This window comes from Curtobacterium sp. AC273 (assembly GCF_979253735.1).
This window is the reverse complement of sequence record NZ_CEEDDU010000008.1, coordinates 75,559-87,615: the sequence shown is the minus strand read 5'-3', so window position 1 is coordinate 87,615 and position 12,057 is coordinate 75,559. Positions and strand designations below refer to the sequence as shown.

The 12,057-nt window shown below is 71.9% G+C and carries 14 protein-coding genes and 1 pseudogene; 7 read left to right on the top strand and 8 right to left on the bottom strand.

Translation table 11 applies throughout. The features are described 5' to 3' along the window. Positions 1 to 29: 29 nt before the first annotated feature. The gene (locus ACZ8AI_RS13330; protein ID WP_464858798.1) at positions 30 to 785 is read right to left on the bottom strand and encodes a general stress protein; all 756 of its coding nucleotides are present in this window, start codon (positions 783 to 785) and stop codon (positions 30 to 32) included. Between the two features lie 294 nt (positions 786 to 1,079). Between ACZ8AI_RS13330 and ACZ8AI_RS13325 the strand changes: the two genes are divergently transcribed. From ACZ8AI_RS13325 to ACZ8AI_RS13310, 4 genes are all read left to right on the top strand, one after another. Continuing rightward, positions 1,080 to 2,360: a magnesium transporter MgtE N-terminal domain-containing protein gene (locus ACZ8AI_RS13325; protein ID WP_464858634.1), complete on the top strand. Its 1,281-nt coding sequence runs from the start codon at positions 1,080 to 1,082 to the stop codon at positions 2,358 to 2,360. A gap of 90 nt (positions 2,361 to 2,450) precedes the next feature. Continuing rightward, the gene (locus ACZ8AI_RS13320) at positions 2,451 to 2,951 is read left to right on the top strand and encodes a DUF1003 domain-containing protein (RefSeq protein WP_071292767.1); all 501 of its coding nucleotides are present in this window, start codon (positions 2,451 to 2,453) and stop codon (positions 2,949 to 2,951) included. Next, positions 2,944 to 4,110 carry an Mrp/NBP35 family ATP-binding protein gene (locus ACZ8AI_RS13315; protein WP_464858633.1) on the top strand — a complete coding sequence of 389 codons (1,167 nt, stop codon included), beginning with the start codon at positions 2,944 to 2,946 and terminating at the stop codon, positions 4,108 to 4,110. Before ACZ8AI_RS13320 ends, ACZ8AI_RS13315 begins: the two co-directional genes overlap by 8 nt. Then, positions 4,107 to 4,955 carry a class I SAM-dependent methyltransferase gene (locus ACZ8AI_RS13310; protein WP_464858632.1) on the top strand — a complete coding sequence of 283 codons (849 nt, stop codon included), beginning with the start codon at positions 4,107 to 4,109 and terminating at the stop codon, positions 4,953 to 4,955. The genes ACZ8AI_RS13315 and ACZ8AI_RS13310 overlap by 4 nt, the downstream gene beginning before the upstream one ends. A 179-nt stretch (positions 4,956 to 5,134) precedes the next feature. Here the strand turns inward: ACZ8AI_RS13310 and ACZ8AI_RS13305 are convergent, their stop codons facing one another. After that, positions 5,135 to 5,503, bottom strand: coding sequence for a twin-arginine translocase TatA/TatE family subunit (locus ACZ8AI_RS13305; RefSeq protein WP_440689519.1), 369 nt, complete (start codon positions 5,501 to 5,503; stop codon positions 5,135 to 5,137). A 65-nt stretch (positions 5,504 to 5,568) separates the two neighbouring features. On the opposite strand from ACZ8AI_RS13305, the gene ACZ8AI_RS13300 reads away from it, so the two are divergent. Next, the gene (locus tag ACZ8AI_RS13300) at positions 5,569 to 6,201 is read left to right on the top strand and encodes an O-methyltransferase (protein ID WP_071292713.1); all 633 of its coding nucleotides are present in this window, start codon (positions 5,569 to 5,571) and stop codon (positions 6,199 to 6,201) included. A gap of 15 nt (positions 6,202 to 6,216) precedes the next feature. Here the strand turns inward: ACZ8AI_RS13300 and ACZ8AI_RS13295 are convergent, their stop codons facing one another. From ACZ8AI_RS13295 to ACZ8AI_RS13285, 3 genes and pseudogenes are all read right to left on the bottom strand, one after another. Next, complete coding sequence (locus ACZ8AI_RS13295) at positions 6,217 to 6,510, bottom strand: hypothetical protein (protein ID WP_464858824.1); 294 nt, start codon at positions 6,508 to 6,510, stop codon at positions 6,217 to 6,219. A gap of 265 nt (positions 6,511 to 6,775) precedes the next feature. After that, positions 6,776 to 6,889: pseudogene (locus ACZ8AI_RS13290) on the bottom strand (AAA family ATPase); the annotation flags it as partial. A gap of 213 nt (positions 6,890 to 7,102) precedes the next feature. Next, positions 7,103 to 7,273, bottom strand: a complete 171-nt coding sequence (locus ACZ8AI_RS13285) for a DUF3117 domain-containing protein (RefSeq protein WP_017887054.1) — start codon at positions 7,271 to 7,273, stop codon at positions 7,103 to 7,105. 145 nt (positions 7,274 to 7,418) lie between these two features. Here ACZ8AI_RS13285 and ACZ8AI_RS13280 point away from each other — a divergent pair, with 145 nt between their 5' ends. Further along, positions 7,419 to 8,510, top strand: coding sequence for an AI-2E family transporter (locus ACZ8AI_RS13280; protein WP_464858631.1), 1,092 nt, complete (start codon positions 7,419 to 7,421; stop codon positions 8,508 to 8,510). Between the two features lie 15 nt (positions 8,511 to 8,525). Here ACZ8AI_RS13280 and ACZ8AI_RS13275 read toward each other — a convergent pair whose 3' ends face one another. The 3 genes from ACZ8AI_RS13275 to ACZ8AI_RS13265 form a co-directional block, all read right to left on the bottom strand. Beyond that, complete coding sequence (locus ACZ8AI_RS13275) at positions 8,526 to 8,828, bottom strand: hypothetical protein (protein WP_464858630.1); 303 nt, start codon at positions 8,826 to 8,828, stop codon at positions 8,526 to 8,528. Positions 8,829 to 9,059: 231 nt separating this feature from the next. Then, positions 9,060 to 9,785 carry a hypothetical protein gene (locus tag ACZ8AI_RS13270; protein ID WP_464858629.1) on the bottom strand — a complete coding sequence of 242 codons (726 nt, stop codon included), beginning with the start codon at positions 9,783 to 9,785 and terminating at the stop codon, positions 9,060 to 9,062. A gap of 91 nt (positions 9,786 to 9,876) precedes the next feature. Further along, positions 9,877 to 10,851, bottom strand: coding sequence for a M20/M25/M40 family metallo-hydrolase (locus tag ACZ8AI_RS13265; RefSeq protein ID WP_464858628.1), 975 nt, complete (start codon positions 10,849 to 10,851; stop codon positions 9,877 to 9,879). Positions 10,852 to 11,019: 168 nt separating this feature from the next. Between ACZ8AI_RS13265 and dapD the strand changes: the two genes are divergently transcribed. Then, entirely contained in the window at positions 11,020 to 11,988 is a 969-nt protein-coding gene (gene dapD / locus ACZ8AI_RS13260) for a 2,3,4,5-tetrahydropyridine-2,6-dicarboxylate N-succinyltransferase (protein ID WP_464858627.1), read from the top strand. Positions 11,989 to 12,057: the final 69 nt, after the last annotated feature.

Genomic DNA, 12,057 nt, shown 5'->3' with positions numbered 1-12,057 from the left:
CCGCCGCGGAACCCCGCGGGAGTGCGACCTCAGCGGGACTCGTCGTCCTTCGCCTCGGGCGCGGACGGCGGCGTGGAACCCGTGACCCGCTCGCCGTAGCGCGGCGGCTCGTCGTGTCGGGGGCTGTGCGGCAGCCGCGGGCTCGGCGGGAGCGGACGCGGGAGCCGTCGCCGAGGTCTCCCCGTACCGGGGCTCCCTCGTTCGTGCCGTAGCGCGGCGCGCCCGTCGGCGTTCCCGCCTGCGGGCCCGAGGCCGGCGTGCCGGGCTGCTGCGTGCTCTCCAGGCTGCTGGTGCGGTGTGGCGTGCCCACCGTAGGGCGACCCCTGGGTCTTGTTCGGCTGCCCGTTCTGCGGGCCGGGCCGCCACGGCTGCTGCGGGGGCTGCCCCTGGAAGCCGGCCCCCGGCGCTCCCGGTGCCCCGGGCGTGCCCGGGTTCCAGTGCGTCTGCGGGGCGACGCCGGCCTCGCCGAGGATGCGACGGGCCTGCCCGGTCAGCTGCGGGTCGACGACGATCTGGTAGTTCGTGGCGAGCACCTGGTGCACGCTCGTGAAGTCGCGCTGCCGCTTCGTGATCGCGAACGAGACGATGCCGTAGAGCATGCCGAAGGCCGCACCGATGATGGCGGCGGCGAGGATGAGGCCGCCGGCGCTCGGTGAGAACAGGGTGAGCACGATGCCGAAGAAGATGCCGAGCCAGAGGCCGGACAGCGCGCCGGCGATGGCGGCACGGCCGTAGGTCATCTTGCCGGTGACCCGCTCGACCGTCTTGAGGTCGTTGCCGACGATCGAGAGCTGGTTGACCGGGAAGTCGGCCTCGGCGAGACTTCGCCACGACGCGCTGGGCGTCGGGGTAGCTGTCGTAGGTGCCGAGGACGTCGCCCTTGGGCAGCGTCGGGAAGGCCTGGGCGGTCCTGCCGGCGAAGGGGCTCTGATTGCTCACCCAGCCATCATTCACCGAACACCTTGCGATCTGCACGTGCACCGCCGGGGAGGACGCCCGGACGCCGCGGCACCGTGCCGGGGAGGACGCCCGGACCCCGCGGCACCGTGCGGCCAGACGCAGCGACTACGCTGGGTCGGGTGAGCGCCACGAAGGTCTTCGTCGCCCGCCTCGCCGGGTGCTCCGTCTTCGACCCCGCGGGCGACCGCGTCGGCAGGGTGCGGGACGTCCTCGTCGTCTACCGCCGGGCCGACCCGCCGCACGTCGTCGGACTCATCGTCGAGGTGCCGGGCAAGCGCCGCATCTTCGTCAGCATCGGCCGGATCACCTCGATCGGCGCCGGGCAGGTCATCACGACCGGCCTCGTGAACATGCGTCGCTTCGAGCAGCGCGGTGGCGAGGTCCGGGTGATCGCCGAGATGCTCGGCCGCAAGGTCCTCATCAAGAAGGAGCGCATCCGCGCCACCATCGAGGACGTCGCGATCGAGGACCGCGGGCAGGGCGACTGGGAGGTCTCGCAGCTCTTCCTCCGCAAGCCGAAGACCACGCCGTCCCCGTTCGGCAAGGGCCCGACCACGTTCGCCACCTGGAACGAGGTGACCGAGGACGAGCTCCCCGGCGAGGCGCAGTCCGCCGAGCACGTCATCGCGGCGTACTCCGACCTGCTGCCCGCCGACCTCGCGTCGACCCTGCTCGACCTGCCCGAGGAACGCCGCTTCGAGGTGGCCGAGGAGCTCCCCGACGACCGTCTCGCCGACGTGCTCGAGGAGATGCCCGACCAGCAGCGCATCGAGATCCTCACCCGGCTCGAGGACTCCCGCGCGGCCGACGTCCTCGACCACATGCAGCCGGACGACGCGGCCGACGTCCTCGCGCAGTTCTCCGACGAGCGCAGTGAAGCCCTCCTCCAGCTCATGGAACCGGAAGAGGCGCAGGACGTCCGCATGCTCCTCGAGTACGAGCCGGACACGGCCGGTGGTCTCATGACGACCGAGCCCGTGATCGTCTCCGCCGACGCCACCGTCGCTGAGGGCCTCGCGCTGGTCCGACGCCACGAGCTCGCGCCGGTCCTCGGGGCCGCGGTCTGCGTCACGCTGCCGCCGTACGAGCCGCCGACCGGTCGGTTCCTCGGGCTCGTCCACTTCCAGCGGATGCTCCGCTACCCGCCGAACGAGCGGCTCGGCACGCTCATCGACCAGCAGACCGAACCGGTCCGGGTCGACGCGAGCGCCGCCGAGGTCACCCGCATCATGGCGACCTACAACCTGCTGTCCGTCCCCGTGGTCGACGACGCCCACCGACTCGTCGGGGTGGTGACGATCGACGATGTCCTCGACCACGTCCTGCCGGACGACTGGCGAAGTCAGGGCGAGGGGAACCCTCACCGCTCCCACGCCAACGCCCGCGCAAGACGCCCGTGACGACGGGAAGGAGGACCACCCGTGGCCCGAACGGATGAGAACCGCCAGGAGCGCCTGGATCGTCAGGAGCGCCTCGACTCCCCGAAGGGCATGCGCACGCGCGTGCTCCCGACCCGCCGCCGCTCCGGTCGCGGCGACACCTTCGGTCGCGCCACCGAGGGCATCGCGCGTGGCATGGGGACGCCCTGGTTCCTGATCGGCCTGACGCTCTTCTGCCTGGTCTGGATGGGCTACAACACGCTGGCGCCGAAGCCGTGGCAGTTCGACTCGGCCGCGATCGGCTTCACGGCCCTGACGCTCGTGCTGTCGCTGCAGGCCTCGTACGCCGCACCGCTCATCCTGCTCGCCCAGAACCGGCAGGACGACCGCGACCGCGTGCAGTTCGAGCAGGACCGGCAGCGTGCCGAACGGAACCTGGCGGACACCGAGTACCTCGCCCGCGAGGTCGTCGCCCTCCGCCTGGCGATGCGCGACATGGCGTCGAAGGACTTCATCCGCGCCGAGCTCCGGTCACTGCTCGAGGAGCTCGACCGGCGTGACGCGCAGGACACCGACTTCGCCGGTGACCCCGGCAGCACCGCCCGTGGCTGAGGACGACCAGGCCCTCGGTTCCGCCGTCCTCGCTGCGCTCGCCCGCGTCATCGACCCGGAGATCCGCCGGCCCGTCACGGAGCTCGACATGATCCGCGGGGTCGACGTGCAGCCTGGAGGCGCGGTACGCGTCGACCTGCAGCTCACGATCGTGGGGTGCCCGGCCGCCGACACCATCGAGCGCGACGTCCGTGCGGCCGCCGGTTCCGTGGACGGCGTGTCCACGGTGGCGGTCGACGTCTCCGTGATGGCCTCGGCGACCCGGGCCGCCCTGACCGAGCGGCTGCGCGCCGGACGTCCCCGTGGCGTGCAGTTCACGCCGGACTCCCTCACCCGGGTGATCGCGGTGACGAGCGGCAAGGGCGGCGTCGGCAAGTCCACCGTCACCGTGAACCTCGCCGCGGCCCTCGCCGCACGGGGGCAGCGCGTCGGCATCGTGGACGTCGACGTGCACGGCTTCAGCGTCCCGGGGCTGATGGGCCTCACCGACGAGCACGGCGTGGCGCCGCGGCCGACCCGGGTGGACAGCATGATCCTGCCGCCCGTCGCCCACGACGTGAAGGTCGTCTCGATCGGGATGTTCGTCGACGACGTCTCGACCGCCGTGTCCTGGCGCGGGCCGATGCTGCACCGCACCGTCTCGCAGTTCCTGACCGACGTGTTCTTCGGCGACCTCGACGTCCTGCTGCTCGACCTGCCACCGGGCACCGGCGACGTCGCGATCTCGGTCGGCCAGCTCCTCCCGCACGCCGAGGTGCTCGTCGTCACCACGCCCCAGGCCGCCGCCGCCGACGTGGCCGAACGGAGCGGCATCGTCGCCCGGCAGACCGGGCAGCGGGTGATCGGCGTCGTGGAGAACATGGCGGGCCTCGTGCAGCCCGACGGCTCCGTGCTGCACCTGTTCGGCGAGGGCGGCGGCGCCGAGACGGCCCGGCGGCTCTCCCGCGACCAGCAGTCCCCCGTGCCGGTGCTCGGCAGCGTGCCGCTCTCGGTCCCGTTGCGCGAGGGCGGCGACGCCGGCGTACCCGTGGTGCTCGGCGCGCCGTCCGATCCGGCCGCCGTCGCGCTCGACGCCGTCGCGGACCGGATCACCACCATGGGCCGCGGGCTGTCCGGCCGGAAGCTCGGGCTCTCCCTGACCTCAGGCTCAGTTCCATGAGCACCGACCACGTCAGCGTCGACTGGGCGCACGCCCGCGACACGAACCGCGCGAACTGGGAGGACCGGGTCCCGATCCACGAGGGCGCGTACGAGATCGACGCCCTCGCGGACCCCGACCACCGGTCGACGGTCGTCCGGGACGACCTGCCGGCGCTCCTCCCCTGGCTCCCCGGAGGCTCGCTCGCCGGCCTCGAGGTCTGCCACCTGCAGTGCCACATCGGCACCGACACCGTGTCGCTCGCGCGCGAGGGTGCCCGGCTGACGGGGGTCGACTTCTCCCCCGCCGCCCTCGCCTCCGCCGCCGGGCTCTCCGAACGGCTCGGCCTCGACGTCACCTGGGTCGAGACCGACGTCCTCGACGCCCGGGCGGCCGTGGTCGGTGACTTCGACGTCGTCTACACGAGCATCGGCACGATCACCTGGCTCGCCGACCTCGACCGGTGGGCGGCGCAGGTCGCCGCGCTGCTCCGGCCCGGCGGGGTGTTCTTCATCCGCGACGGCCACCCGGCGCTCTACGCGCTCGACGAAGCCGCCGACGAGCTCGTCACCCGGTACCGGTACTTCCCGGACGGCACCGCACAGCAGTGGGACGACGCGGCCACGTACGCGGGCGAGGGAACGGTGGCGAACGCCCGGACGTACGAGTGGCCGCACCCGCTGTCGGAGATCGTCACCGCGCTGCTCGGCGCCGGACTCCGACTGCGACGCCTCGACGAGGGCCGGACGCTCCCGTGGCGCTTCAGCTCGCGGATGGAGGACACCGGCGACGGCTCGTGGGCGTGGCCCGAGGCCGACCGCGACCGCGTGCCGACGACCTTCACGATCGTCGCGACGAAGGACTGACCCGAAGCCCGGGTCGAATCGGGCGTACTCGGTGGTTCCTTCTCACCGAGTACGTCCGATCCGTCGTTCCATCGCGGCCGTCCTGGGAAGGAACGTCGCGCCGCAACCGCTGACGGACTGGAGGCGCGGTGCCAGCTGGCACCGCGCCTCCAGTCCGTCAGCTGGTCACGTGACGGGCGTCAGGTCGCTTCCGTGTCGAAGGGTGCGGCCTCGCCCGCGGCGAGCGGCACCACCGGTGCCGTCGCGCGCACCTTGGACGCGGTGACCTGCGCCGTCTGCACGGCGGCTGCGCTGCCACCGGAGTCGAGCAGGGCGTCGCGGATGATGCGCCGCGGGTCGTACTGCCGCGGATCGAGCTTCTGCCAGTCGACCTCGTCGAACTCCGGACCCATCTCCTCGCGCATGCGGTCCTTCGCGGTGTCGGCGAAGCGACGGACGGCCTTCACGAACTCGGCGAGCTTCTGGGCGTACATCGGCAGCCGCTGCGGCCCGAGCAAGAGGACGCCGATGATCCCGATCACCAGGAACTTCTCGAAGCCGTCGAACACGGTACGAGCGTAACCCGTCCCGGCCGCACGGCACCTCGTAGAGTTGTCACCCGAACGGAGTGTGCGTGTCAGAGAAAGAGTCGAACTGGAAGTTCGCCGAGGACATCGTCTCGGAGTCCGAGGTGATCGCCCGAGCGCGTGAGCACTCCCTCGAGCTCGGGGTCGAGGCGATCTCACCCGCGATCGGCGCGCAGATCGGCGTCGTCGCCGCCGCGTCCCGCGCGACGAGCATCATCGAGATCGGGACCGGGCTCGGCGTGTCCGGGCTGTACCTGCTCGGCGGTGCCCCGAACGCGACGCTCACCACGATCGACGTCGAGGTGGACCACCAGCAGTACGCGCGCGACGCCTACATCGCCGCCGGTTCCGCCCCGTCCCGCATCCGGCTCATCCCGGGCCGCGCGAACCAGGTCCTGCCGCGGATGAACGAGGCGTCGTACGACGTCGTGCTCGTCGACGCCGACCCGGAGCACGTCATCGAGTACGTCGAGCACGGGTTGCGGCTCGCGCGGCTCGGCGGGACGGTGCTCGTGCCGCACGCGCTCTGGCGCGGGCGTGTCGCCGACCCGGTGAAGCGGGACCGCGCGACCACCGACTTCCGGCTGCTGCTCACCGAGGTGTCGACGTCCGGTGCGGTCATCAGCGCGCTCTCGCCGGCCGGTGACGGGCTGCTGCAGATGACGAAGGTCTCCGACTAGCGACGGCTCCGGTCGTCAGGACAGGTGCCGCAGGTAGCGCTCCGGCGACTCGAGGAACGACCGCTGGTGCCGCACGAGGTCGAGGTCGGCCCAGTCGGTGCGACGGAGGCCCCACTCGCCGACCTCGTGGATGGTCGCGCCGGGGAAGGCCGCGAGCACGGGCGAGTGCGTCGACAGGATGACCTGCCCGACGCCGCTCTCGACGATCGACTGCAGCAGTCCGATGAGCGCCAGACAGCCGGAGAAGGACAGCGCCGACTCGGGCTCGTCGAGGATCCACAACCCGGGCCACCGCGCCCGGTCGATCACGAAGTCGAGGAAGGACCTCGCCGTGGCTGCGTTCGTGGAAGACGGGCTCGGGTCGTGACCGGTTCGGGTGTTCCTCGAGGTAGGTGAAGAACCCGTGCATGGTCTCGGCCCGCAGGAAGAACCCGCCCCGCGGCGCGCCGAAGTCCCTCCGGATGGCGATGTGCTCGCAGAGTGAGGACTCGGACGGACGCGTCGAGTGCTGCGACCCGGTCCCGCCGCCCTCGGGTCCCATGCCGAACTGCAGCGCGATCGCCTCGACGATGGTCGACTTGCCGACGCCGTTCTCCCCGACGAACACCGTGACCGGGTCGAGGTCGAGCCCCTCGTCGAGGAGCTGCCGCACCGGGGCCAGGGTCGCCGGCCAGACGTCGCGGGGCATCGGGTGCGGGTCGCAGAACTCCTCGACGCGACGGATCGGCATGTGGGTCCTCGGCACGGACGCCATCATGCCGTGCGCGGCCGACACCGGGCCCCGCGCCGGCATCGGGACTGGTTCCGGCTCCTGCTCCGGCTCCGGCTCCGGCTCCGGCTCCGGACGGCGGAAAGCCCGGAACGTACGCGTTCCGGGCTCTCCGTTCGGTGCTTCGACGTACTAGGCCGAGACGACCTCAGCGAGTGCGTCGTGGAGTTCCTTGGCCTCGGCATCGTTGACCGAGACGACCAGGCGGCCTCCACCTTCGAGCGGAACCCGCACGATGATGAGTCGACCCTCCTTAACAGCCTCCATCGGCCCGTCACCGGTCCTCGGCTTCATGGCTGCCATCAGATGTCCCCTTTCGTGCAGTACATGCACGCCCATTATCTCGTATCGATGGGGGAACTGCGAAACCGCCCAGGTTGGGGGTGGCGAATCGGGACGTTCTCGCGGCTCGGAATGGTCACCTTGGCGTATGCCGAACATCCGCTCCATGCGCAATCGGACCCCTCGGGACGAGGCCGCCGTCCCCGTGCCGACCGACGACGCGGTCCCGGCGGGGATGCGGATCGCCGGTGCGTTCTCGTGGCGACTGCTGGTCGTCGGCGCCCTGCTCGCCGTCGTGGTGGCGCTCGTCGTCCTGCTGCAGGACATCGTCGTGCCGTTCCTCGTCGCCCTGCTCGTCTGCGCACTCCTCGCTCCGATGTCGGCGTTCCTGCAGCGCCACCGCTGGCCGAAGTGGACGGCGGTGCTGTCCTGCTTCGTCGCGATCGTGCTGGCCATCGGCGGCCTCGCACTGATCGTGACCGCGCAGATCCGGTACGACCTGCCCTCGCTCGAGCACCGGCTGCACCACAGCGTGCGGTCCTTGCAGTCGCTCCTCGACAGCGAGCCCTTCGGCATCACTGCGCGTGACGTGAACCGGTGGGTGTCCGACGGCACCGACTACCTGCAGACGCACGCCTCGTCGATCCTGTCGGGCTTCCAGGAGGCGGGCTCGGGAGCGGTGCACGCGTTCGAGGGCCTGTTCATCATCGTGTTCACGACGCTCTTCGTGCTCATCGACGGACCACGGATCTGGGCCTGGGTGGTCCGGCTGTTCCCCGGTCGTGCGCGCCCGCGCATCGACGTCGCCGGGCACGCCGGGTGGAAGACGCTGACCAGCTTCATCCGGATCCAGCTCCTCGTCGCGGTCACCGATGCGCTCGGCGTGGTGATCGGGGCCCTCATCCTGCAGGTGCCGCTCGCCGTCCCGATCGGCGTGATCGTGTTCCTCGGGGCGTTCATCCCGGTCGTGGGCGCGATCGTCGCCGGGATCGTGGCCGTGCTCATCGCGCTGGTGTTCAACGGGTGGGTGACGGCGCTGATCATGCTCGGGGTCGTCGTGCTCGTGCAGCAGCTCGAGAGCCACGTGCTGCACCCGTTCCTGACCGGTCAGGCCGTCAGCGTCCACCTGCTCGGCGTGGTCCTCGGTGTCACCGCGGGCACGACGATCGCCGGAGTCGTCGGGGCGTTCTTCGCGGTGCCGTTCATCGCGACGGTGAACGCGATGGTCACTGCGGGCCGCGGCGTGGCGGCCGGGTGACGACGCCCCGTCGGGTCAGCCCGAACCGATCACGGCGGGGTCCAGTCGTAGCCGTCGACCCACCAGCAGAAGTACAGCCACGCCCACTGCGCGGCGATGCAGGCGACCACGGCCGCGACCCGGTAGACCCCGCGACCGCGGCAGCGCCACGATCCCGAGGAGCGGCGCGATCGGCAGCAGGATGCGCCAGGTGCTCGACTGCGGGAAGAACACCGCGAGCAGGTAGACGAGGTAGGCGACGCCCCAGAGCCGCAGCTCGAGCCCGATGCGGCGCGCAGCGGGCAGGAACACGAACGCCGCGAACCCGACGACGACCACGGCGAGCAGGATCCCGCCGGCCGGCTGGCGGAACTACCACCCGAAGCCCTGGATCCAGGGCGCGAAGGGCACCGAGCTCCTTCCAGCCGATGTACGACGACCGCCAAGCCAGCTCGGTGTCCGTGTAGGCCTTCGGCACTCCCGTCACCGCCCAGGCGATCGCCGGCCAGGCCAGCCCGACCACCCCCGAGACGACGGCGACCACGGCGGGCGGCACGAACCGTCGGAGGGTCAGGGTTCTGACGACCGGACCCAGGCCGGCCGGACGAACCACGCGCCGAGGAACAGCACCACGAGCAGCGCGAACGCCAGCCCCGTCGGCCGGGTCATCCCGAGCAGCAGCACCACGGCAGCGTGGTCCACCAGCGCCGGTCGACCATGAGCAGCAGCGCGACGAGGAGCAGGAACAGCCCCATCGACTCGGCGTAGGCGACCTGGAACATCGCGGACACCGGCGCGACGCAGAACAGCACCGTGGCGAACGTCGCACGCGCCGGGTCGAGGAAGCGCCCCATCAGCCGGCGGAACACCAGCGCCGCACCCCAACCGCACAGCAGCGAGACCGAGACCGCGACGAACTCGAACGACGCCCCGGTCAGCGCCATCAGCGCCTCGCACCAGGAACGGGTACGCCGGCATGAACGCCCACGCGTTCTCGGTGACGTGACCGGCGGCGTCCACCGGCAGGGTCGACGGGTACCCGTTCGCCGCGATCACCCGGTACCAGGCGCCGTCCCAGATGGACGCGAACGACAGGTACGACGGGTGCTGGACGGTGAAGGAGTTCGCCGCCTGCACGCTCGCGAACGCGGAGAACATCGCGCCCGTGACGAGCCGGGCGAGGACGTAGACGACCGTGATCCGCACCCACCACGGCACCAACCGGTAGCGGGCGTGCCACCGGGCGCGGGCGGGGCTCAGCCGGGTGGACCCGGCCGTGGTCAGGCCGTCAGCCACCGACGCAGACCGTCCTCGACCGAGGTGATCTGGTCGACGGGGACCTGCTCGTCGTCGTGGTGGGCGAACACGGGCTCGCCGGGGCCGTAGTTCACGGCGGGGACGCCGAGCGCCGAGAAGCGGGCGACGTCGGTCCAGCCGCACTTCGGGGCGGGGCGCCGGGCCGCCGACCGCCGCGACGAAGTCCTGCGCGAGGGGCGCGTCGAGGCCCGACGTGCGCCGGCCGCGAGGTCGACGATCTGCACGTCGTACCCGTCGAAGAGCTCGCGGATGTGCGCCACGGCCTCGTCGGCGCTGCGCGACGGCGCGAAGCGGTAGTCACGTGCACCATCGCCTCGTCGGGGATGACGTTGCCGGCGATGCCGCCCGTGATGCCGACGGCGTTGAGGCCCTCGCGGTACTCGAGCCCGTCGACCGTGACCGTGCGGGCCCGTACGCCGCCAGCGTCGCCAGGATCAGCGCGGTCTTGTGGATCGCGCTTGTCGCCGATCCAGCCGCGGGCACTGTGCGACCGCTTGCCGAACGTGCGGATCTCGGCGCGGAGGTTGCCGTTGCAGCCGCCCTCGATCTGGGCGCCCGAGGGCTCCCCCAGGATGGCGAAGTCGCCGGCGAGGAGCTCGGGACGCGTCCGGGCCAGACGACCGAGACCGTTGAGCGAGTCGCTCACCTCCTCGTGGTCGTAGAACACCCAGGTCACGCCGACGCTCGGCGCGGACAGGTCGTGGGCGAGCTTCAGCTGGACCGCACACCCGCCCTTCATGTCGACCGTGCCGCGGCCCCAGAGGATCTCGGTGCCGTCCTCGGCCGTCCGGAACTCCGTCGGCAGGTTGCCGTTGAGCGGGACGGTGTCGATGTGCCCCGCGATGACGACCCGACGGTCGCGGCCGAGGTTCGTCCGCGCGACGATCGAGTCGCCGTCGCGGATCACCTCGAGGTGGGCGAGCGGCGTCAGGGCCGCTTCGATCGCGCCGGCGAGGGGTCCTTCGTTGCCGGACACCGACTCGATGTCGCAGATGGCACGGGTGATGTCGATGGACGAGGCGGTGAGGTCGAGCTGCTCCGGCATGGACGCAGCCTACCGGCCGGCCCTTGCGGAGACCGCCGAGGCGACCACCTGTGGACGGGCCGGGTCTGTCCACAGCACCCGTGCCTCCAGGCCCGGAGGCGCGGTGCGTCCGGCGGACCCGTCCGGACGGACGGGTGGTCGCCTCCGATCGCTGGGTACCCTGGTGCGGTGACCGACACGACCGCTGCCACCGACCGCCCGACCACCGCGTGGGGCCACGGCCTCGCGACGATCGCCGCCGACGGCACGACGCTCGACACCTGGTACCCGGAGACGCACCTCGGAGCGCTGCCGGCCGACGCCGCCTTCCCCGCCGAGCTCCGCGCGCACGTGGCCGACGACCCGCGCCGCGAGGTCCGCATCGAGGCCGTCACCACCGAGGTCACGATCGACGCGCCCCTGTCCAGCACCGAGGACGCGTACCTCCGCCTGCACCTGCTGAGCCACCTGCACGTGCGCCCGAACGAGATCAACCTCGACGGCGTCTTCGCGCACCTGCCGATCGTCGCGTGGACGAACGCCGGCCCCGTGCACCCCGAGTCCCTCACGCGCCTGCGTCCGGGCCTGCAGCGGGCCGGCATCGCCGTGCACGCCGTCGACAAGTTCCCGCGGCTCGTCGACTACGTCGTGCCGGACCGCGTCCGCATCGGCGACGCGAACCGCGTCCGTCTCGGAGCGCACCTCGCGCCGGGCACCACCGTCATGCACGAGGGCTTCGTGAACTTCAACGCCGGCACCCTCGGCGACGCCATGATCGAGGGCCGCGTCTCGCAGGGCGTCGTCGTCGGCAACGGCACCGACATCGGCGGCGGAGCGTCCATCATGGGCACGCTGTCCGGCGGCGGCACGCACCGGGTGTCCCTCGGCGAGCGTGCGCTCCTCGGGGCGAACGCCGGCCTCGGCATCTCGCTCGGCGACGACTCCGTGATCGAGGCCGGACTCTACGTGACGGCCGGCACGAAGGTCGTCCTCGTCGGCGCGGCGCCGAACCCGGACGGCACCCCGAGGACGGTCAAGGCCGCGGAGCTCTCCGGCACCCCGAACGTCCTCTTCCGCCGCAACTCGCTCTCCGGCGCCGTCGAGGCGCTCCAGCGCCAGGGGCAGGGCATCCAGCTCAACACCGCGCTGCACGCGTAAGGCGGGGCGCTCCGCGCGTAGCGCGGCCGCTCGGGAGGCGCGGTGCCGGTCCACGGCACCGGCACCGCG